Here is a 20,239-nt window from a genome sequence, read left to right as displayed (position 1 = left end):
GAGATGCGTGAGGCGACTGCCCGGGATATTACTGCTCACCGTGGCAACATTGATTGTTGTCGTCGCACTGCTGGTGAGCGGTCTGCGTCTCGTTCTGCCGCAGTTAAACAGCTGGCGTCCGCAGGTGCTGGAAAAAGTCTCCGCGATGGCCGGCGTACCGGTCGATGCTTCAAATATTGTCGCCAGCTGGCAGACTTTTGGCCCGACGCTTGATGTCCGCGATGTTAAGGCCGGCCTGAATGATGGCGGCGAGCTTTCCGCTAAACGCGTCACCCTGGCGCTCGACGTCTGGCAAAGCCTGCTGCATATGCGCTGGCAGTTTCGCGATCTGACCTTCTGGCAGCTGCAGGTTCATACCAATACCCCCATTCAAACGAATAATAGCGGTGAAGGGCTGAAAACCGACCGTATCAGCGATCTTTTCCTCCGCCAGTTCGATCACTTTATTCTTCGCGATAGCCATCTGAGCTTTCTGACCATCTCCGGCCAGCGTGCGGAGCTCGCCATTCCGCAGCTTACCTGGCTGAACGGTAAAAATCGCCATCGCGCGGAGGGGCAGCTTAGCCTCAGCAGCCTGACCGGCCAGCACGGCGTGATGCAGGTGCGAATGGACCTGCGCGATGAAGACGGCCTGCTCAATAAGGGGCGCGTCTGGCTTCAGGCGGATGATATCGACGTTAAGCCGTGGCTTGGGCGCTGGATGCAGGACAACATCGCCCTGCAGAGCGCGCGGTTTAGCCTGGAAGGCTGGATGACTATCGACAAGGGCGATGTCGCCAGCGGCGATGTATGGTTGAAAAAAGGCGGCGCTAGCTGGCAGGGCGATAAAGAGAAGCACCATCTGTCGGTTGATAATCTGACGGCGCACATCTATCGCGATAATCAAAGCTGGGGCTTTCGCATCCCTGATACGCGCATCTCAATGGATGACAAACCCTGGCCGCGCGGCGCGCTGTCGATGGCGTGGATCCCGGCTCAGGATGTGGGCGGAAAAAATGGTCAACGCAGCGATGAGCTGCGCATTCGCGCCAGCAACCTTAACCTTAGCGGTCTGACCGGGCTGCAGCCGATGGCGGATAAACTGGCTCCGTCGCTGGGCGAAATCTGGCGTACGACGCAGCCGGACGGCAAAATCAATCTTCTGGCGCTGGATATTCCGCTGCAAATGGCGGAAAAAACGCGCTTCCGGGCGGACTGGAGCGACATGTCCTGGAAGCAGTGGAAGCTGCTGCCAGGGGCTGAGCATTTCTCCGGCAACATTGCCGGGAGCGTAGAAAACGGTACTCTGCATGCCAGCATGACGCAGGCGAAAATGCCCTACGAAACGGTCTTTCGCGCGCCGCTGGAGATCGCCAAAGGCGATGCGACCCTCAGTTGGGTGAAGAATGACAAGGGTTTTATGCTCGATGGTCGCGATATTGACGTACAGGCTACCGGCGTTCGCGCTCGCGGTGGGTTCCGCTATCTGCAGCCGCAGGGCGACGAACCCTGGCTCGGTATTCTGGCCGGTATCAGTACCAACGATGGCGGACAGGCCTGGCGCTACTTCCCGGAAAATCTGATGGGCAAAGCGCTGGTGGATTACCTCAGCGGAGCCATTAAAGGCGGTCAGGCCACCGATGCGACGCTGGCTTATGGCGGTAACCCGCATCTTTTCCCGTACAAGCATAATGAGGGGCAATTCCAGGTCACGGTGCCGCTCAAGAACGCCACCTTTGCCTTTCAGCCTGACTGGCCCGCGCTTACCGGGCTTAATATCGACCTTAACTTTATCAATGATGGGCTATGGATGAAGGCCGATAAGGCGATGCTCGGCAACGTGACCGCCAGCAATCTCGATGCGGTGATTCCGGACTATTCGCGAGAAAAGCTGCTGATTGATGCCGACGTTAACGGCCCGGGTAAAGAGGTTGGCCCTTATTTTAACGAGACGCCGCTGAAAGAGACGCTGGGCGCGGCGCTGGATGAGCTCCAGCTGGACGGTAATGTTAGCGCTCGCTTACATCTTGATATCCCCCTGGATGGCGAGATGACCACCGCTAAAGGTGATGTCCGGTTGAACAATAACAGCTTGTTTATCAAGCCTATCGATACCACATTGCAGAACCTGAGCGGTAAATTCAGCTTTGTAAACGGCGACCTGAAAAGCGAACCGATGAGCGCGAGCTGGTTTAATCAGCCGCTGAATCTTGATTTCTCGACCACCGAAGGCGCGAAAGCATTTCTCGTGAACGTCGGGATGAACGCCAGCTGGCAGCCTGCGCGTACCGGTTTATTGCCGAAATCCCTGGACGGCACCCTGAGCGGCAGCGTGCCCTGGGACGGAAAAGTCGCGATTGAGCTTCCGTATCGCGGTAGCGCGGCCTATAAGGTTGACCTCAACGCTGACCTGAAGAGTGTAAGTAGTCACTTACCTGCGCCGTTAGATAAGCAGGCCGGGGAGCCGTTGCCGGTAAAAATCAAGGTCGATGGCGGCTTAAGCAGTTTTAATCTGGCCGGCTCCATGGGGGCGAAGAATCATATTAATAGCCGCTGGCTGCTGGGTCATAAGCTGACCCTGGACCGCGCTATTTTAACCACGGACAGTAAAGCCGTTTCTCCGCTTCCCGAGCAGCCAGGCGTGGAGCTGAATATGCCGCCGATGGATGGCGCGCAGTGGCTGGCGCTGTTCCAGGGCGGAGCGGCGAATGACGTCAGCAGTAATCTCGTCTTCCCGGAGCAGGTCACGCTGCGAACGCCGGCGTTAACGATGGCGGGCCAGAGCTGGAATAACGTTAGCCTTGTCTCCCGGCCCGATGCCGGGGGAACGAAGATTGAAGCCCAGGGGCGTGAAGTCAACGCAACCCTGACGATGCGGAAGAACGCCCCGTGGCTGGCGGCCATTCGCTATCTCTACTACAACCCAACGGCGGCGAAAAGCCGCGGGACAGAAAAAAGCAGCGCCCCGCTGGCCGATACCAACATTGATTTCCACGGCTGGCCGGACCTTCAGCTTCGCTGCGCTGAGTGCTGGCTGTGGGGGCAAAAATATGGCCGTATCGAAGGGGATTTTGATATTCGCGGCGATACCCTGACGCTGGCGAACGGACTGGTCGATACCGGTTTTGGCCGTCTGACGACCGATGGCGTATGGGTGAGCGCGCCGGCGGGCGTACGAACCTCTTTGAAAGGTAAGCTGCACGGCAATAAAACCGACGATTTCGTGAACTTCTTCGGCGTCTCCACGCCGGTAAAAGGTTCGTCGTTTGATATCGATTATGACCTGCACTGGCGTGCGCCGCCGTGGCAGCCCGACGTTGCCTCGCTTAATGGGATCCTCAAAAGCCGTCTTGGAAAAGGCGAATTTACCGACCTCAGCACCGGTCATGCCGGCCAGCTTCTGCGTTTGTTGAGCGTTGACGCGCTGCTGCGCAAGCTGCGCTTCGACTTTAGCGATACGTTCAGCGAAGGGTTCTACTTTGATTCCATTCGCAGTACGGCGTGGATTAAAGACGGCGTTCTGCATACCGACGATACGCTGGTCGATGGTCTGGAAGCGGATATCGCCATGAAGGGGTCGGTGGATCTCGTGCGTCGTCAGCTGGATATGCAGGCCGTGGTCGCGCCGGAGATTTCTGCGACCGTGGGCGTCGCCGCGGCCTTTGCCGTTAACCCGATTATCGGCGCCGCGGTCTTTGCTGCCAGTAAGGTACTGGGGCCGCTGTGGAACAAGGTCTCTATTTTGCGCTATCGCATCACCGGTCCTATCGATCAGCCGCAAATTAACGAAGTGCTGCGCCAGGCGCGGAGCGACAAAAAGCAATGATTTGACGATTGTGCGTAATTACCGCACTCTCAATAGATAGCCTTTTTTATTTCCGCCCCTGAGGCGGCAACAAACGAGTAGCAAAACGATGAGTCTGAACCTGGTAAGTGAACAATTACTGTCGGCAAACGGCCTGAATCATCAGGATCTGTTTACCATTCTTGGCCAGCTGGCCGAGCGCCGTCTGGATTACGGCGATCTCTATTTTCAGTCGAGCTATCACGAGTCCTGGGTTCTTGAAGACAGCATCATTAAAGATGGTTCGTACAATATCGACCAGGGCGTTGGCGTCCGCGCGGTGAGCGGGGAAAAAACCGGCTTTGCCTATGCTGACCAGATTAGTCGACTGGCGCTGGAACAGAGCGCACAGGCGGCCCGCACCATTGTACGCGACCATGGGGATGGTAAAGTGCATACCCTTGGCGGGGTGGAACATCGTTCCCTCTATACCAGCATCGATCCGCTGCAAAGTATGAGCCGGGAAGAGAAGCTGGATATTCTGCGCCGGGTGGATAAAACCGCCCGCGCGGCCGATAAGCGGGTGCAGGAAGTTTCCGCCAGCCTGACCGGCGTCTACGAGTTAATTCTTGTCGCCGCCACCGACGGCACGCTGGCGGCGGACGTTCGCCCGCTGGTTCGCCTTTCCGTCAGCGTGCTGGTGGAAGAGGATGGCAAACGCGAGCGCGGCGCCAGCGGCGGCGGCGGCCGCTTTGGCTACGACTATTTCCTGGACTCGCAGGATGGCGACGTTCGCGCGGATGTTTGGGCGAGAGAAGCCGTGCGTATGGCGCTGGTCAACCTGACCGCCGTCGCGGCGCCTGCCGGGATGCTGCCGGTTGTGCTGGGCGCGGGCTGGCCTGGCGTCCTGCTGCATGAAGCCGTCGGTCACGGCCTGGAAGGTGACTTTAACCGTCGCGGGACGTCGGTATTCAGCGGCCATATGGGCGAACTGGTGGCCTCTGAGCTGTGCACCGTAGTGGATGATGGCACCATTGCTCACCGTCGCGGCTCCCTTGCCATTGATGATGAAGGCACGCCGGGCCAGTATAACGTTTTGATCGAAAACGGCATTCTCAAAGGCTATATGCAGGACAAGCTCAACGCCAGGCTGATGGGCGTGGCGCCAACCGGTAACGGTCGTCGCGAATCCTACGCGCACCTGCCTATGCCGCGTATGACCAACACCTACATGCTGGCGGGGAAATCTACGCCGCAGGAGATTATCGAATCGGTCGATTACGGCATCTACGCGCCGAACTTCGGCGGCGGTCAGGTGGATATCACCTCCGGGAAATTTGTCTTCTCCACGTCTGAAGCCTACCTGATTGAAAAAGGTAAAGTGACCAAAGCGGTGAAGGGCGCGACGCTTATCGGTTCAGGTATCGAAGCGATGCAGCAGATTTCGATGGTGGGGAACGATCTGAAGCTGGACAGCGGCGTCGGCGTTTGCGGCAAAGAGGGCCAGAGCGTACCGGTTGGCGTCGGTCAGCCTACGCTCAAAGTGGATAAACTCACCGTCGGCGGTACCGCCTGATACTTCTCAATGCGCTTTCGCCCGCGGCGAAAGCGCAAATCACCTCCGCGGAGTCGCGATGAAAGCCGCGCGTCAGCAGCAGATAGTCGAACTACTCAACCAGCATCACACCTTAACCACCGAAGCGTTGTCCCATCTGCTGCAGGTCAGTATCGAGACCATTCGTCGCGATTTGAGCGAGCTGCAGAAGCAGGGGCGTATTCAGCGTAGCCACGGGCAGGCGCGCGTTCTCCAGCGTAACAATCACAACGGCGAGAAGCCTTTTCAGCGCCGCGTGAAAAGCCATTATGCCCATAAATCTGATATCGCGCGTACGGCGCTGGCGTGGATTGATGAAGGGATGACGATCGCGCTGGATGCCAGCTCAACCTGCTGGTTTCTGGCGCGTCAGCTACCGAATATGACCCTGACGGTGTTTACCAATAGCCATCCGGTCTGCGTAGAGCTGGGCCGCCGTGAGCGGATCCAGCTGATCAGCGCCGGGGGGCAGCTCCTGCGTCAGTATGGCTATTACGTTAATCCGGCGCTGTTTTCTCAGGTCAAATCGCTGGAGATCGATCTGTTTATTTTTTCCTGCGAGGGGATCGATAACGATGGCGTACTCTGGGATTCCAGCGCCAATAATGCCGCCTACAAATCGCTGCTTCTGAAACGTGCGGCGCAGTCGCTATTATTAATCGACAAAAGCAAATTTGATCGTTCCGGGGAGGTGCGTATTGGCAATCTCCGCGACGTAACGCAGATTATTTCCGATGCCGGGCCCGATAATCTGTTCTTACCCTCTGTGGCGGGCTCGGGCCGCTAGCGGGCAATCCCCCGGCCGTGCATCCCCTGGTAAATCTTCGCCACCCCGACGAAATACTCAGTCAGGTAATTAATGCATACCTGTACCTTCAGCGGTAGCTTATCTTTCTCGGTATACAGCGCGTATACCGGTCGCGGATCGGACTGGTAGCTCGGCAGCAGGATCTCCAGTTCGCCGCGGTTGATCTCTTCGATCGCCCACATCAGCGGAACGTAAGCCACGCCGACGCCAGCCGTCAGCCAGCGCACCAGCGTCATCGGATCGTTGGTGACGAATCTGCCCTGAGGGATCAGCTTGGTTGAAATCCCTTCCGGAGCGATGATTTCAAATTCGTTATCCGGCCGGACGCTGTATTCCAGCCACGAGTGGCTGGCGAGATCCGCCGGTTTTTCCGGACATCCGGCGTGCTGAAGGTAGCTTTTTGCCGCGCAGAGCACCATCGGCATGGAGCCCAGGCGGCGGGAAAAGAGGCTGGAATCCTGCAGCGCTCCCACGCGAATAACCACATCCAGGCCGTCCGCAATCAGGTCCGGCGCGGGAATGCCTGTGACCAGATTGATTGAGAGACCCGGGTGCTCTTTGAGCATATCGGCGGTTATGCGAGCCAGGACATTCTGTGCCATAGTTGAAGAACAGCCGATGCGCAGCGTACCGATGGGCGTATTGTTAAACGCGTACAGCTGTTCATGGACATCCTGGACTTCGAACAGCATTCGCCGACAGCCTTGATAATATATTTTTCCCGCTTCTGTTAAGCCAAGGCTGCGCGTACTGCGGTTGAGCAGCTTAACCTGCAGTTCATCTTCCAGTTTGGCTACCGTCTGGCTGATGGAAGAAACGCTCATCTGGAGCTGGCGGGCCGCGGCGGTGAATGAACCTAATTCGACCACTCTGGCAAAAACGGACATGCGTTTTAATCGTTCCATTATTCACTCTGGCTTAAAAGTGATTTAGATCACACATTATAGATAAGACCGCAATTGTTACGTTACTATATAGTTAGCTTAATAATAAACGCATCGCGCATATCACCTGTACGCTTCTTATCAAGGTCATCATGAGTCTGTTTCCTGTCATTGTGATTTTCGGCTTGTCGTTTCCGCCGATCTTCTTTGAATTGCTATTGTCGCTAGCCATCTTCTGGCTGGTGCACCGCCTGCTGGTTCCAACGGGCATCTATGATTTTGTCTGGCACCCGGCACTGTTTAATACCGCGCTATATTGCTGCCTGTTTTATCTGATATCACGTTTGTTCGTTTGAGGTTGATGTGAAAACACTAACAAGAAATATCCTCCGTACCGCAATCACTGTGATACTGGTTATCCTTGCATTTATGGCGATTTTTCGCGCATGGGTGTATTACACCGCCTCGCCCTGGACGCGCGATGCGCGTTTTAGTGCGGATATTGTGGCCATCGCTCCCGATGTCTCCGGCCTGATTTCGCAGGTGAATATCAAGGATAACCAACTGGTTAAGAAAGACCAGGTTTTGTTCGTCATTGACCAGCCGCGTTACCAGAAGGCGTTAGCCGAGGCTGAAGCCGATGTCTCCTACTATCAGACTCTGGCGCAGGAGAAACGCGTCGAAGCCGGCCGTCGTAACCGCCTTGGCGTCCAGGCCATGTCCCGGGAAGAGATAGACCAGGCGAATAACGTTCTGCAAACCGTTGAGCATCAATTAGCCAAAGCGACGGCAAGTCGCGACCTGGCGAAGCTTGACCTTGAACGTACGGTGATTCGCGCCCCGGCCGACGGCTGGGTGACCAACCTGAACGTTTACCGCGGCGAGTTTATCACCCGAGGCTCCACCGCGGTTGCGCTGGTGAAGCAGAATACCTTCTATGTTATGGCCTATCTTGAAGAGACCAAGCTTGAGGGCGTGCGCCCCGGTTTTCGTGCTGAAATTACCCCGCTGGGAAGCGTACACACCCTCAGGGGCACCGTCGACAGCATTGCTGCAGGCGTCACCAATGCCAGCAGCAGCAGCGATTCAAAAGGGCTGGCCTCTATTGATTCTAACCTTGAATGGGTACGTCTGGCACAGCGGGTGCCGGTACGTATTCGCCTCGATCAACAGCAGGGCAATCTCTGGCCTGCGGGTACCACCGCGACGGTGGTGATTACCGGTAAAGAGGATCGCGATACTCGCCAGGCAAACTTCTTCCAGAAACTGGCGATGCGCCTGCGTGAGTTCGGTTAATCGCCATGGGGATCTTCACCATCGAACTCCGGCATCTCCGCTTCGCCGTTAAGTTAGCCTGCGCGGTGGTGCTGGCGTTATTCGTCGGTTTTCATTTTCAGCTGGAAACGCCGCGCTGGGCGGTGCTTACCGCCGCCATCGTTGCTGCCGGCCCGGCGTTTGCCGCAGGCGGGGAGCCTTACTCCGGGGCGATCCGCTATCGCGGGATGCTGCGTATCGCCGGCACCTTTATCGGCTGTATCGCCGCGCTGGCGATCATCATCCTGATGATCCGCGCCCCGCTGCTGATGGTGCTGGTATGCTGCCTGTGGGCCGGATTCTGCACCTGGATCTCCTCGCTGGTGCGGGTTGAGAACTCCTATGCCTGGGGCCTGGCGGGCTATACCGCGCTTATCATTATTATCACTATTCATGAAGAGCCGATGCTGGCGCCGCAGTTCGCCGTTGAGCGATGCAGTGAGATTGTCATCGGTATCGTCAGCGCCATTGTGGCCGACCTGCTGTTTTCTCCGCGTTCGATTAAAAAAGAGATCGACCTTGAACTGGATAATCTGCTGATCGATCACTATCGCCTGATGCAGCTTTGCGTGGCGCATGGTGGTAAAGATGACGTCGATAAGGCCTGGAGCGCGCTGGTGCGTCGTACCAACGCGCTGGAAGGGATGCGCGGCAACTTGATCATGGAGTCCTCGCGCTGGGCAAAAGTGAATCAGCGGCTGAAGGCGATCAATACCCTCTCTCTGACCTTAATTACTCAGGCCTGTGAAACCTATTTGATTCAGAATACCCGGCCTGAGATGGTGACGGATGATTACCGCGAGCTGTTTGCTGAACCGGTCGAGACCGTGCAGGACGTGCACCGCCAGCTAAAGCGGATGCGCCGCTTCTTGACCTGGAAGGGAGAGCACAATACGCCGGTGACGATCTACAGCTGGGTAGGCGCTGCGACGCGCTATCTGCTTTTGAAGCGGGGCGTGGTCGGCAATACCAAAATCAGCCGTATTGAAGAAGAAGTGCTGCAAGGCGAAGTGGTGGTGAAGGCGGAATCCGCCGAGCGGCACCATGCGATGGTCAACTTTTGGCGTACGTCTATCTCCTGTATCCTCGGTACGCTGTTCTGGCTGTGGACCGGCTGGACTTCAGGAAGCGGGGCGATGGTCATGATTGCGGTTGTCACGGCCTTAGCGATGCGTTTACCTAATCCGCGGATGGTGGCTATAGATTTCCTCTACGGCACGCTGGCGGCGTTACCGCTGGGGGCGCTGTTTTTCCTCGTGATTATGCCCGCGACGCAGCAAAGTATGCTGCTGCTGTGTATCAGCCTGGCGGTGATGGCCTTTTTTATCGGTATTGAAGTGCAAAAGCGGCGGCTCGGTTCGCTGGGGGCGCTGGCCAGCACCATTAATATTCTGGTGCTCGACAATCCGATGAAGTTTGAATTCAACCAGTTTCTTGATAGTGCCCTGGGCCAGATCGTCGGATGCTTCCTTGCGCTGATGGTGATCCTGCTGGTGCGTGATAATTCGCAGGCCCGTACCGGCCGCGTGCTGCTCAACCAGTTTGTCTCGGCGGCGGTATCATCGCTGACCACCAATATGGCGCGACGTAAAGAGAACCACTTGCCGGCCCTGTATCGTCAGCTCTTTTTGTTGCTGAATAAATTCCCTGGCGATATCGCCCGCTTTCGTCTGGCGCTGACCCTGATTATCGCGCATCAGCGTCTGCGCGATGCGCCGGTACCGATAAATGACGATCTGTCGGCCTTTCACCGGCAGCTGCGCCGTACCGCGGATCGCGTCATTTCAGCCAGTAGTGATGATAAGCGCCGCTACTATTTTGCCCGCTTGCTTGATGAACTGGATATCTACCAGCAAAAATTACAGCATTGGGAAGCCTCTCCGCAGGTGACCGAGCCGGTACGCAGGCTGGTGGAGATGCTGCATAAGTACCAGCATGTGTTAACCAACAGCTAACCGCCAGAACCGACGCCGAAGCGTCGGTTTTTTTATCGCTATACTTAACGCTCAGAGTATGAATTCCGCCGTCAGAGTGGAACTACACGCCGGGATGACCGGGCTATGAAAAGTTGCAGGTGTGGACGGGATGCGGGCAATGACTACCTATACCTTTGATTTTGATGAAATAGCTGAGCAGCAGGATTTTTATCGTGAGTTTTCTCGTACCTTTGCTTTAGCGCGTGAGAAAGTGAATAACCTGGATTCTCTGTGGGAAGCCGTGACCGCCGGGCTGTTACCCTTACCGCTGGAGATTGAGTTTATTCATTTAAGCGATAATCAGCGGCGGCGTTTCGGCGCGTTAATTCTGCTCTTTGATGAGGCGGAAGAGGAGCTGGAAGGGGAGCTGCGTTTTAATGTGCGGCAGTCATAAAAAAGCCCCCGACGGAGCGGGGGCAAGTCGTCGGATAAGACGACGAGGGTTTATTTGTACAGCTCAGCCGTAGCGTGCCAGTTATCGCCGGTACGGGCTTCAATAATACGGTAGCTGCTGGCGCCTTCTTTCTCAGCTTTAGCCGCCAGTTCCTGACGCATATCCATCGGCGCGCTGCCTACCTGAGAAACGGAAACGGTGCCCATGGACTGCAGATTTTGCGCCTGTTCGGCGTTCACTTGATTAACGGCGGCGTTTGCGCCGAAAGAGAGAACGGAAGCCAGACCCAGGGATGCGATGATAATTGCGCTTTTCATAATTTTTTCTCCAACCTTCATATTTGCAGCGGCGGGAGGCTTAATGAACCTGGGGCCGCTGGAGAGATTCTGTTTCAGTTAATGACCGACAATCGTTAAATCTTATTTATAAAGTTCAGCCGTTGCGTGCCAGTGGTCACCGGTACGTGCTTCAATAATGCGGTAGGAAGAAGCACCTTCTTCTTGTGCTTTTTTGTTCAGCATTTCGTGCATATCCATCGGGGAAGAACTTACCGCGCCGACGGAAACGGTGCCGATTGCCTGACGGCCTTGAGCCTGTTCGCTGTTGATAGAGTCAGCGGCGAAGGCGCCAAAAGACAGAACGGAAAGGATGCTTAATGCTGCTACAGTGGTTTTGATTTTCATGATGTTCACCTCGTCGAATCTTTTTGTTGGGGCCTTTGTTTCGTGACCCTCATCACAAAATCAAGTATACACTAATCACCGAAAAAATTAATACCTTGCTAATTGTTTTTCATGTAAATAATTACAAAGAAATGTCTTTTTTATAACATATAAGAATTAGAAATGTCTTTTCTTCGCCATGTGTGGTCATTATGGCTAATAAAATCATAAGGATAGGTGAATTTATTCTTTTGTGCGCTTAAGCCGGTTTCATCACGTAAATGAATGTATAGAAGCGGAAAAACACACAAAATGTTAAAGAAATGATAATTTTTTGAAGGGATACCCTCTGGCGCTAACCAGAGGGAAGGGCATCAGAGTTCCTGCTCAAACAGGACGAGAATGGCGTCATGCAGCTCTTTAACGGTAAAACCTCTGGCCGGGGTGGTAAAGATAGTGTCATCACCCGCAATGCTGCCGAGAATCCCTTCGGCTTTGCCAAGGGAGTCCAGAAGCCGGGCGATCAGCTGCGCTGCGCCTGGGCTGGTATGAATAACCACGACCGAATCGTTATAATCGATATCCAGCACCAGGTTTTTTAGCGGGCTGGAGGTCGTCGGGACGCCAAGCTCGGCGGGCAGGCAGTAAACCATTTCCATTTTGGCGTTACGCGTGCGTACGGCGCCAAACTTGGTGAGCATACGTGAGACTTTCGATTGGTTGATATTATCGAAGCCTTCCTCTTGCAGGGCCTGAACGATTTCACCTTGAGAGCTGAATTTCTCTTCTTTAAGCAGCGCTTTAAACGCTTTAACCAGTTCTTCTTGTTTTGCCGAACTACGCATAAGTCACCCAATTATGGTGGTAAAAACAACATCATTATGCATAAACATGCATTTTTATGCAAATAATCCGCAGGGGAGAAGCGTAAATAATGTTATGAAGGGCGCATATTTTAGCAAAAAACACTAATAAGGAACATGCTTTCGTCACGGCGCGCAAATTGCCACAAAAGTAAATGAAATGTTATTAAATGATGTTGTTCTGCTCAATGCGCTGGGTGTATTGTAACCAACAGTCGATCCGGTACTACGCTTTGCTGGATGGTCAGTCTCAGGGAGGAAAATGCGAAGCTGCTGCATCGCTGCGCACGACCACGCATTCTTCAGCCATAATTATTGTAATTGTTCATCTTGTGAATTAAGGTCCAGGCGACGGAGTAACGAAAGACTATTTTAACCATAATAAGGAGTTTAGGATGAAAGTTGCAGTCCTCGGCGCCGCTGGTGGAATTGGCCAGGCGCTTGCCCTACTACTTAAGACCCAACTGCCTTCAGGTTCAGAACTCTCGTTGTACGACATTGCTCCGGTAACCCCGGGCGTGGCGGTTGATCTAAGCCATATCCCTACCGATGTAAAAATCAAAGGTTTTTCCGGCGAAGACGCCACCCCTGCGCTGGAAGGCGCTGATGTGGTGCTGATATCCGCGGGCGTAGCGCGTAAGCCCGGCATGGATCGCTCCGATTTATTCAATGTTAATGCCGGTATTGTGAAAAATCTGGTACAGCAAATCGCCAAAACCTGTCCGCAGGCCTGCGTCGGGGTGATTACCAACCCGGTGAACACCACCGTGGCGATTGCCGCAGAAGTGCTGAAAAAAGCCGGTGTTTACGATAAGAACAAGCTCTTTGGCGTTACAACGCTGGATATTATCCGCTCGAATACCTTTGTTGCCGAACTGAAAGGCAAATCTTCATCAGATGTTGAGGTTCCGGTGATTGGCGGCCACTCAGGCGTGACTATCCTTCCTTTATTGTCACAAATTCCGGGCGTCAGCTTCAGCGAGCAGGAAGTGGCCGATTTGACTAAGCGCATTCAAAATGCCGGTACTGAAGTTGTGGAAGCAAAAGCCGGTGGCGGCTCAGCAACGCTCTCGATGGGACAGGCCGCCGCGCGATTCGGTCTCTCCTTAGTTCGCGCCATGCAGGGAGAGAAAGGGGTAGTGGAATGCGCCTACGTTGAAGGTGATGGTCAATATGCCCGTTTCTTCTCACAGCCGCTGCTGTTAGGCAAAAATGGCGTAGAGCAGCGTCAGTCTATCGGCACGCTGAGCGCGTTTGAGCAGCAGGCGCTGGAGGGGATGCTGGATACGCTGAAGAAAGATATCGCCCTTGGCGAAGACTTTGTGAATAAATAACGTTTCATGAAAAGAAAAGCCGGAGCCTGGGTTCCGGCTTTTTTATGGCTTTCTCCCACCCCTGAATGACTCAACCTGCTGGTAAATCTGCTAAACTCCCCGCGTCTTGAGCGGTAATAAACGAGGACGTTGTGAAAAAAATCGAAAGAAAGCAGACCAGGGACCACATTACGCAAATGCTCCGTTACGAGATCCTTTCCGGTAGCATGAAACCGGGGGATGAACTCGCGCAGGAGAGTATTGCGGAACAGCTGGGGCTTTCTCGTATGCCGGTTCGGGAAGCGCTACAGGCCCTTGAGCAGGAAGGGTTTCTGGTGCGTTTGCCAAACCGCCATATGCAGGTCGCCAGGCTGGCGCCTGACCACGTCAGTCATATTTTCCGGGCCATTGCGGTGATGGCAACGGAGCTTTTTTCATTGGTACCCGCAGCGGCGTGCGAATCGCTGGCGGCCAGCGCGCGCGCGCTGGGGCATCCCGGTGAGCGAGCGCGAGAGCTGGCGTTCCACGAGACGCTCATTTCTTATATTGATAATCGCTATCTGGAAAAAATTTATCAGCAATTTTTGGATGGTTATATCGGTTATGTCATTCTGTATCTGAAAGAGGATAATCAGGAGTCGGCGCAAATACTCAGCTCTCTGATGGAGGCTATTCGTCAGGGCGATCGCGCCGAGATCGCGCAGGAAACGCAGCGTTATTTCCTCTCTCTGGCAGAAATAATGCGTCAACACATGAAGGATTGGGAAAGTGCAGAAGCCTCGATTAGGGAAAATTAAGCTTCTTTCAGCGAAAGAGCAGGTCGCGGCAGTATTACGTAAAGCTATACTGTCGCGAGATTTAGTTGAAGGGCAAGAAATTACCCTTGAAGGGATCGCCACCATGGTCGGCGTGTCCAGTATGCCCGTGCGTGAAGCGTTTCAGATACTGGCTGCGGATGGGCTGATTAAAGTCCGGCCCAATAAAGGGGCGGTCGTGCTGGGAATTAACGAACAAACGATCCGCGAGCATTATGAGATTCGCGCGCTGCTGGAGAGTGAAGCAGTCGCTAAAGCGTGCCGTCCCGGGACGGACATTTCGCGCATTGCCGAAGTGCATTACTCTGCGGAAAAAGCGCTGGCGGAAAATAACTCAGCTGAATATTCAGACCTGAACCAGGCGTTTCATATGGAGATATGGAACGCGGCGGGAAATGGCAAAATGAAGCTGCTGCTCAGCAATATGTGGAACGGGCTTTCGATGGGGCATAAGGTCACTGAGGAAGAGTACGCGATCATTTCCATCCGCGAGCACAAGGGGATTTTACAGGCCCTGGAGCAGCATAATGAAGCGCTGGCGCGCCAGCGAATGCGCGAGCATATCATCCGTTCGATGGAGAACATGCTAACGCGCTACGTCGAAGAACCCTCCGCTTGATCGCATCGCCTGTAGGATCGCTGCAGGCGTCTTACTTATTCATTTCATAAATAAGTTTCGATAAGTGACTGCTTTCGCGAGATTTTGATAAAGATCTCAATCCTGAAGCTTTCGAAAAAAACGCGTTGACTTACTCTTTGTATGGGAATAATTTCCCTCTCGTCAATATTGGATACAATATCATATATCATTGATGGGATAACTATAAATATGGAACCGATTACCATTACCCTATGTTTGCTGGTGTTTGCTATCGCCATGTTCGTGTGGGAAAAAATCCCCCTTGCGGTCACGTCTATGGTGGTTTGCGTCGCGCTGGTGCTCACCGGCGTGCTCAATCTCAAGCAGGCTTTCGCCGGCTTTATCGACACCAACGTTATTCTCTTCGTCGCCATGTTTATCGTCGGCGGGGCGCTATTTGAAACCGGAATGGCGAATAAGGTGGGGGGCGTGATTACGCGCTTCGCGAAAACGGAAAAACAGCTGATTTTTACCATTATGGTCGTGGTTGGCGTGATGTCCGGTTTTCTCTCCAATACCGGTACCGCAGCCGTACTGATCCCGGTCGTTATCGGCGTGGCGGCGAAATCAGGCTTTGCCCGTTCCCGGTTGCTGATGCCGCTGGTTTTTGCCGCCGCGCTCGGCGGTAACCTGTCGTTGATTGGCGCGCCGGGCAACCTGATTGCGCAGTCAGCTTTGCAGAATATTGGCAGCGGTTTTGGCTTTTTTGAATATGCCAAAGTCGGTTTACCGATGCTGATTTGCGGCATTATTTACTTCCTGACCATCGGCTATAAATTCCTGCCCAATCACCCGAACAGCGGTGCAGTTGGCAGCATCGGTGAACAGCGCGATTACAGCCACGTTCCGCGCTGGAAGCAGATCCTCTCTTTGGTTGTTCTGATCGCCACGATCCTCGGCATGATTTTCGAAAAGCAGACCGGTGTGAGTCTGGCGGTAGCGGGCTGTATCGGCGCGCTGGTGCTGGTGGTTACCGGCGTACTTACAGAAAAGCAGGCCTATAAAGCCATTGATTCTCAGACCATTTTTATCTTCGGCGGCACGCTGGCGCTGGCGAAAGCGCTGGAAATGACCGGGGCGGGAAAACTGGTGGCGGATCACGTGATTGGCATGCTGGGACAAAACTCTTCGCCGTTTATGCTGCTGGTGGTGGTCTTTGCGCTGTCCATCATTATGACTAATTTCATGTCCAACACCGCGACCGTCGCGCTGTTAGTACCGGTGAGCCTGTCGATTGCCGCGGGCATGGGCGCCGATCCTCGTGCGGTGCTAATGGCGACGGTTATTGGCAGTTCTTGCGCCTACGCTACGCCAATCGGTATGCCTGCCAACATGATGGTGCTGTCGGCAGGTGGCTATAAGTTTGTCGACTACGCCAAATCCGGCATCCCTCTGATTATCGTTTCCACCATTGTCAGCCTGATTCTGCTGCCAATCCTTTTCCCTTTTCATCCGTAATGAACGGAAGCTGTCCTGACTAAGGAGCCTGTATGAGCAAAAGTGAACAGATATCCCATATGACCAATGTGATGGCCAAATTTGTGGGGTATACCGGCAAAGTCTTACCTGATGACGTCACTGCAAAACTGGAAGATTTGCATAAGAAAGAGACCAGTAAACTGGCTGACGTTATCTTTACGACCATGATTGAGAACCAGCGTCTGGCAAAGGAGCTGGATCGCCCTTCCTGCCAGGATACCGGCGTGATTCAGTTTCTGGTGGAGTGCGGGGCTAACTTCCCGCTGATCGGCGAGCTGGAAGCGCTGCTGCGTGAAGCGGTGATTAAAGCGACCGTGGATTCCCCGCTGCGCCACAACAGCGTTGAGACTTTTGATGAATACAATACCGGCAAAAACGTGGGTAAAGGCACGCCGACGGTGTTCTGGGAGATTGTCCCCAATTCTGACCAGTGCAGCATTTATACCTATATGGCTGGCGGCGGCTGTTCCCTGCCGGGGAAAGCGATGGTGCTGATGCCGGGCGCGGGTTATGAAGGCGTTACCCGCTTTGTTCTCGACGTGATGACCAGCTACGGTTTGAACGCGTGTCCGCCGCTGCTGGTCGGCGTGGGCGTGGCGACCTCCGTTGAAACGGCGGCGCTGCTGTCGAAAAAAGCGCTGATGCGTCCGATCGGTTCGCATAATGAAAATGAACGTGCGGCCTCGCTGGAAAAAATGCTGGAAGACGGTATTAACAAAATTGGCCTTGGGCCGCAGGGGATGTCCGGTAATACCTCCGTTATGGGCGTGAATATTGAAAACACCGCGCGTCATCCTTCCACCATTGGGGTGGCGGTGAACGTGGGCTGCTGGTCGCACCGGAAAGGGCATATCGTTTTTGATAAAGACTTGAACTACACCATTATGTCTCACAGCGGAGTGAATTTCTGATGACGAAAAAAATCCTTACTACGCCAATTAAAGATGAAGATTTAGCCGATATTAAAGCTGGCGATATTATTTATCTCAATGGCCATATTGTTACCTGCCGTGATGTGGCGCACCGTCGCTTAATTGAAGGTGGCCGTGAATTACCCGTTGATGTTAGCGGCGGCGCTATTTTACACGCCGGGCCTATTGTCCGTCCGATTAAAGGCGAAGACGATAAGTTTGAAATGGTCTCCGTCGGACCAACGACCAGCATGCGCATGGAAAAATTCGAAAAAGAATTTATTGCAAAGACCGGCGTGAAATTAATTGTTGGTAAAGGCGGTATGGGGAAGGGCACTGAAGAGGGCTGCGCGGAGCATAAAGCGCTGCACTGCGTATTCCCGGCCGGCTGCGCGGTAGTAGCCGCGGTGTGCGTCGAAGAAATTGAAGATGCGCAGTGGCGCGATCTGGGGATGCCGGAAACGCTGTGGGTATGTCGGGTGAAAGAGTTTGGCCCGTTAATTGTTTCTATTGATACTCATGGTAATAACCTGTTTGAACAGAACAAAGTTATTTTCAATCAGCGTAAAGAGATTGTCGCTGATGAAATATGCCAGAACGTAAGTTTCATCAAATAAACCTGATTACGTAAATTGCACGGTAATGGTGGTAATACGTTATGACGATAATAATAACCAAGGATTCTGGCCGGGGGCGGCTCAGGGAAATCCACCCTTGTTATTTCTTCGTCATAAATAGCACCATTATCGTGCCTCCTGCCTGAAGGCTATTTTATGACTGATGCAGCACTGCTATTAGGTGAAGGCTTCACCCTGATGTTTCTCGGCATGGGGTTCGTGCTGGCGTTTCTGTTTCTGCTGATTTTCGCCATCCGCGGCATGTCCGCCGCCGTCAACCGCTTCTTCCCGGAACCGGCTCCCGCGCCGAAGGCCGCACCCGCCGCCGTAGCGCCCGCTGACGACTTCGCCCGCTTAAAGCCGGTGATTGCCGCCGCTATCCACCACCATCGCCGACTTAACCCTTAATTCACGGAGGAATCCATGACCGTTGCCATTACCGATGTCGTCCTGCGCGACGCCCACCAGTCCCTTTTCGCCACCCGCCTGCGCCTCGACGATATGCTCCCCGTTGCGGCCGCCCTCGATGACGCGGGCTACTGGTCCCTTGAATGCTGGGGCGGCGCCACCTTTGACGCCTGCATCCGCTTCCTCGGCGAGGACCCCTGGGTCCGCCTGCGCGAGCTCAAAAAGGCCATGCCGAAGACCCCGCTGCAGATGCTGCTCCGCGGCCAGAACCTGCTCGGCTACCGCCACTACGCCGATGACGTGGTGCAGCGCTTCGTCGAGCGCGCCGTCAAAAACGGCATGGACGTGTTCCGCGTCTTCGACGCCATGAACGACCCGCGCAATATGCAGGCCGCCCTGCAGGCGGTGCGCAGCCACGGCGCCCACGCCCAGGGCACGCTCTCCTACACCACCAGTCCGGCCCACACCCTGCAGACCTGGCTCGACCTGACCGAACAGCTGCTGGAGACCGGCGTCGATTCCATCGCGATTAAGGACATGTCCGGCATTCTCACCCCGATGGCGGCCTTCGAGCTGGTGAGCGAAATCAAAAAGCGCTATGACGTCAGGCTGCACCTGCATGCTCATGCCACCACCGGGATGGCGGAGATGGCCCTGCTGAAGGCCATCGAGGCCGGCGTCGACGGCGTCGATACCGCCATCTCTTCCATGAGCGCCACCTACGGCCACCCGGCCACCGAGGCGCTGGTCGCCACCCTGGCGGGTACTGAGCACGACACCGGGCTGGATATCCTGAAGCTTGAGAGCATTGCGGCGTACTTCCGCGAGGTGCGCAGGAAATATCACGCCTTTGAAGGCCAGCTGAAGGGCACCGACAGCCGTATCCTCGTGGCCCAGGTGCCGGGCGGGATGCTCACCAACCTTGAGGGGCAGCTGAAGCAGCAGAACGCCGCCCACCGTCTGGATGAGGTGCTGGCGGAAATCCCCCGCGTGCGCGAGGACCTCGGCTTTATCCCGCTGGTCACCCCGACCTCGCAGATTGTCGGCACCCAGGCGGTGCTTAACGTGCTGACCGGCGAACGCTACAGAACCATCGCGAAGGAGACCGCCGGGATACTGAAGGGCGAGTACGGCCACACCCCGGTGCCGGTGAACGCGGCATTACAGGCGCGCGTGCTGGACGGAGCAGAGGCCATCACCTGCCGTCCGGCGGACCTGCTGAAGCCGGAGCTGGCGCAGCTGGAAGCCGACGTGAAGCGCCAGGCGCAGGAGAAGAATATTCAGCTTGCCGACAACGCCATCGACGACGTGCTCACCGTGGCCCTGTTCCCGCAGGTCGGCCTGAAGTTCCTTGAGAACCGCCACAACCCGGCGGCCTTTGAGCCGGTACCGCAGGCTGAAGAGGTCAAACCGGCGGTGAAAGCAGAGAAACCGGCCGCCTCCGGCGTCTACACCGTGGAAGTGGAAGGCAAGGCCTTTGTGGTGAAGGTCAGCGACGGCGGCGATATCAGCCCGCTGACGGCAGCGGCCCCCGTTCAGGCCACGGCCCCGGCAGCCGCCCCGGCAGGTGCCGGCACCCCGGTGACCGCGCCGCTGGCGGGTACCATCTGGAAGGTCATTGCCACGGAAGGCCAGACGGTGGCCGAGGGCGACGTGCTGCTGATTCTGGAAGCCATGAAGATGGAAACCGAAATCCGCGCCGCGCAGGCCGGGACCGTGCGCGGTATCGCGGTGAAATCCGGGGACGCGGTGGCGGTGGGCGACACCCTGCTGAGCCTGGCGTAAGGAAGAGGAACGG

At 55.2% G+C, this 20,239-nt stretch carries 19 protein-coding genes; 15 read left to right on the top strand and 4 right to left on the bottom strand.

Features of this window, described 5'->3' with window-relative positions:
- The first annotated feature begins 7 nt into the window (after positions 1 to 7).
- The 3 genes from yhdP (at position 8) to fucR (ending at position 6,144) form a co-directional block, all read left to right on the top strand.
- Positions 8 to 3,805, top strand: a complete 3,798-nt coding sequence (gene yhdP, locus BJF97_RS26225; protein WP_032694495.1) for an AsmA2 domain-containing protein YhdP — start codon at positions 8 to 10, stop codon at positions 3,803 to 3,805.
- A gap of 88 nt (positions 3,806 to 3,893) precedes the next feature.
- The gene (gene tldD / locus BJF97_RS26220) at positions 3,894 to 5,339 is read left to right on the top strand and encodes a metalloprotease TldD (RefSeq protein ID WP_004854666.1); all 1,446 of its coding nucleotides are present in this window, start codon (positions 3,894 to 3,896) and stop codon (positions 5,337 to 5,339) included.
- Between the two features lie 58 nt (positions 5,340 to 5,397).
- The gene (gene fucR / locus BJF97_RS26215) at positions 5,398 to 6,144 is read left to right on the top strand and encodes an L-fucose operon activator (RefSeq protein ID WP_014227013.1); all 747 of its coding nucleotides are present in this window, start codon (positions 5,398 to 5,400) and stop codon (positions 6,142 to 6,144) included.
- Here the strand turns inward: fucR and aaeR are convergent.
- Positions 6,141 to 7,070: an HTH-type transcriptional activator AaeR gene (aaeR, locus tag BJF97_RS26210; RefSeq protein ID WP_004854659.1), complete on the bottom strand. Its 930-nt coding sequence runs from the start codon at positions 7,068 to 7,070 to the stop codon at positions 6,141 to 6,143. The genes fucR and aaeR overlap by 4 nt on opposite strands.
- A gap of 131 nt (positions 7,071 to 7,201) precedes the next feature.
- On the opposite strand from aaeR, the gene aaeX reads away from it, so the two are divergent.
- From aaeX to BJF97_RS26190, 4 genes are all read left to right on the top strand, one after another.
- Complete coding sequence (gene aaeX, locus BJF97_RS26205) at positions 7,202 to 7,405, top strand: p-hydroxybenzoic acid efflux pump operon protein AaeX (RefSeq protein ID WP_002918640.1); 204 nt, start codon at positions 7,202 to 7,204, stop codon at positions 7,403 to 7,405.
- A gap of 7 nt (positions 7,406 to 7,412) precedes the next feature.
- Positions 7,413 to 8,345 carry a p-hydroxybenzoic acid efflux pump subunit AaeA gene (gene aaeA, locus BJF97_RS26200; RefSeq protein ID WP_004854657.1) on the top strand — a complete coding sequence of 311 codons (933 nt, stop codon included), beginning with the start codon at positions 7,413 to 7,415 and terminating at the stop codon, positions 8,343 to 8,345.
- Between the two features lie 5 nt (positions 8,346 to 8,350).
- Positions 8,351 to 10,318 carry a p-hydroxybenzoic acid efflux pump subunit AaeB gene (aaeB, locus tag BJF97_RS26195; RefSeq protein WP_032694496.1) on the top strand — a complete coding sequence of 656 codons (1,968 nt, stop codon included), beginning with the start codon at positions 8,351 to 8,353 and terminating at the stop codon, positions 10,316 to 10,318.
- A gap of 139 nt (positions 10,319 to 10,457) precedes the next feature.
- Positions 10,458 to 10,733 (top strand): barstar family protein, encoded by a 276-nt coding sequence (locus BJF97_RS26190; RefSeq protein WP_004854654.1) that lies wholly within the window; start codon positions 10,458 to 10,460, stop codon positions 10,731 to 10,733.
- Between the two features lie 50 nt (positions 10,734 to 10,783).
- Here the strand turns inward: BJF97_RS26190 and yhcN-B are convergent, their stop codons facing one another.
- From yhcN-B to argR, 3 genes are all read right to left on the bottom strand, one after another.
- On the bottom strand, positions 10,784 to 11,050 hold the full coding sequence (gene yhcN-B, locus BJF97_RS26185; protein WP_004106229.1) for a DUF1471 family stress response protein YhcN-B: 267 nt from the start codon (positions 11,048 to 11,050) through the stop codon (positions 10,784 to 10,786).
- A 102-nt stretch (positions 11,051 to 11,152) separates the two neighbouring features.
- Positions 11,153 to 11,416 carry a peroxide/acid stress response protein YhcN gene (yhcN, locus tag BJF97_RS26180; protein WP_004106226.1) on the bottom strand — a complete coding sequence of 88 codons (264 nt, stop codon included), beginning with the start codon at positions 11,414 to 11,416 and terminating at the stop codon, positions 11,153 to 11,155.
- A 353-nt stretch (positions 11,417 to 11,769) separates the two neighbouring features.
- Positions 11,770 to 12,240: a transcriptional regulator ArgR gene (argR, locus tag BJF97_RS26175; RefSeq protein ID WP_004106225.1), complete on the bottom strand. Its 471-nt coding sequence runs from the start codon at positions 12,238 to 12,240 to the stop codon at positions 11,770 to 11,772.
- 413 nt (positions 12,241 to 12,653) lie between these two features.
- Between argR and mdh the strand changes: the two genes are divergently transcribed.
- The 8 genes from mdh to oadA all read left to right on the top strand — a co-directional run bounded on the left by mdh (position 12,654) and on the right by oadA (position 20,226).
- The gene (gene mdh / locus BJF97_RS26170) at positions 12,654 to 13,592 is read left to right on the top strand and encodes a malate dehydrogenase (protein WP_004854646.1); all 939 of its coding nucleotides are present in this window, start codon (positions 12,654 to 12,656) and stop codon (positions 13,590 to 13,592) included.
- Positions 13,593 to 13,723: 131 nt separating this feature from the next.
- Positions 13,724 to 14,368, top strand: coding sequence for a GntR family transcriptional regulator (locus tag BJF97_RS26165; RefSeq protein ID WP_014227010.1), 645 nt, complete (start codon positions 13,724 to 13,726; stop codon positions 14,366 to 14,368).
- Positions 14,340 to 15,005 carry a GntR family transcriptional regulator gene (locus BJF97_RS26160; protein ID WP_014227009.1) on the top strand — a complete coding sequence of 222 codons (666 nt, stop codon included), beginning with the start codon at positions 14,340 to 14,342 and terminating at the stop codon, positions 15,003 to 15,005. Before BJF97_RS26165 ends, BJF97_RS26160 begins: the two co-directional genes overlap by 29 nt.
- Before the next feature lie 210 nt (positions 15,006 to 15,215).
- A complete protein-coding gene (locus BJF97_RS26155) occupies positions 15,216 to 16,484 on the top strand; it encodes an SLC13 family permease (protein WP_032694499.1) in 1,269 nt (422 codons plus the stop codon).
- 32 nt (positions 16,485 to 16,516) lie between these two features.
- Positions 16,517 to 17,416, top strand: a complete 900-nt coding sequence (gene ttdA, locus BJF97_RS26150; RefSeq protein WP_014227007.1) for a L(+)-tartrate dehydratase subunit alpha — start codon at positions 16,517 to 16,519, stop codon at positions 17,414 to 17,416.
- Positions 17,416 to 18,033, top strand: coding sequence for a L(+)-tartrate dehydratase subunit beta (gene ttdB / locus BJF97_RS26145; RefSeq protein ID WP_014227006.1), 618 nt, complete (start codon positions 17,416 to 17,418; stop codon positions 18,031 to 18,033). The genes ttdA and ttdB overlap by 1 nt, the downstream gene beginning before the upstream one ends.
- Positions 18,034 to 18,189: 156 nt before the next feature.
- Positions 18,190 to 18,441 carry an oxaloacetate decarboxylase subunit gamma gene (locus BJF97_RS26140; RefSeq protein ID WP_038423748.1) on the top strand — a complete coding sequence of 84 codons (252 nt, stop codon included), beginning with the start codon at positions 18,190 to 18,192 and terminating at the stop codon, positions 18,439 to 18,441.
- A 15-nt stretch (positions 18,442 to 18,456) separates the two neighbouring features.
- Positions 18,457 to 20,226 carry a sodium-extruding oxaloacetate decarboxylase subunit alpha gene (oadA, locus tag BJF97_RS26135; RefSeq protein WP_070082851.1) on the top strand — a complete coding sequence of 590 codons (1,770 nt, stop codon included), beginning with the start codon at positions 18,457 to 18,459 and terminating at the stop codon, positions 20,224 to 20,226.
- Positions 20,227 to 20,239: the final 13 nt, after the last annotated feature.

The sequence above is a fragment of the Klebsiella sp. LTGPAF-6F genome (assembly GCF_001753185.1).
Lineage (GTDB): Bacteria > Pseudomonadota > Gammaproteobacteria > Enterobacterales > Enterobacteriaceae > Klebsiella > Klebsiella michiganensis.
This window is presented reverse-complemented; position numbering and strand designations above follow the sequence as displayed.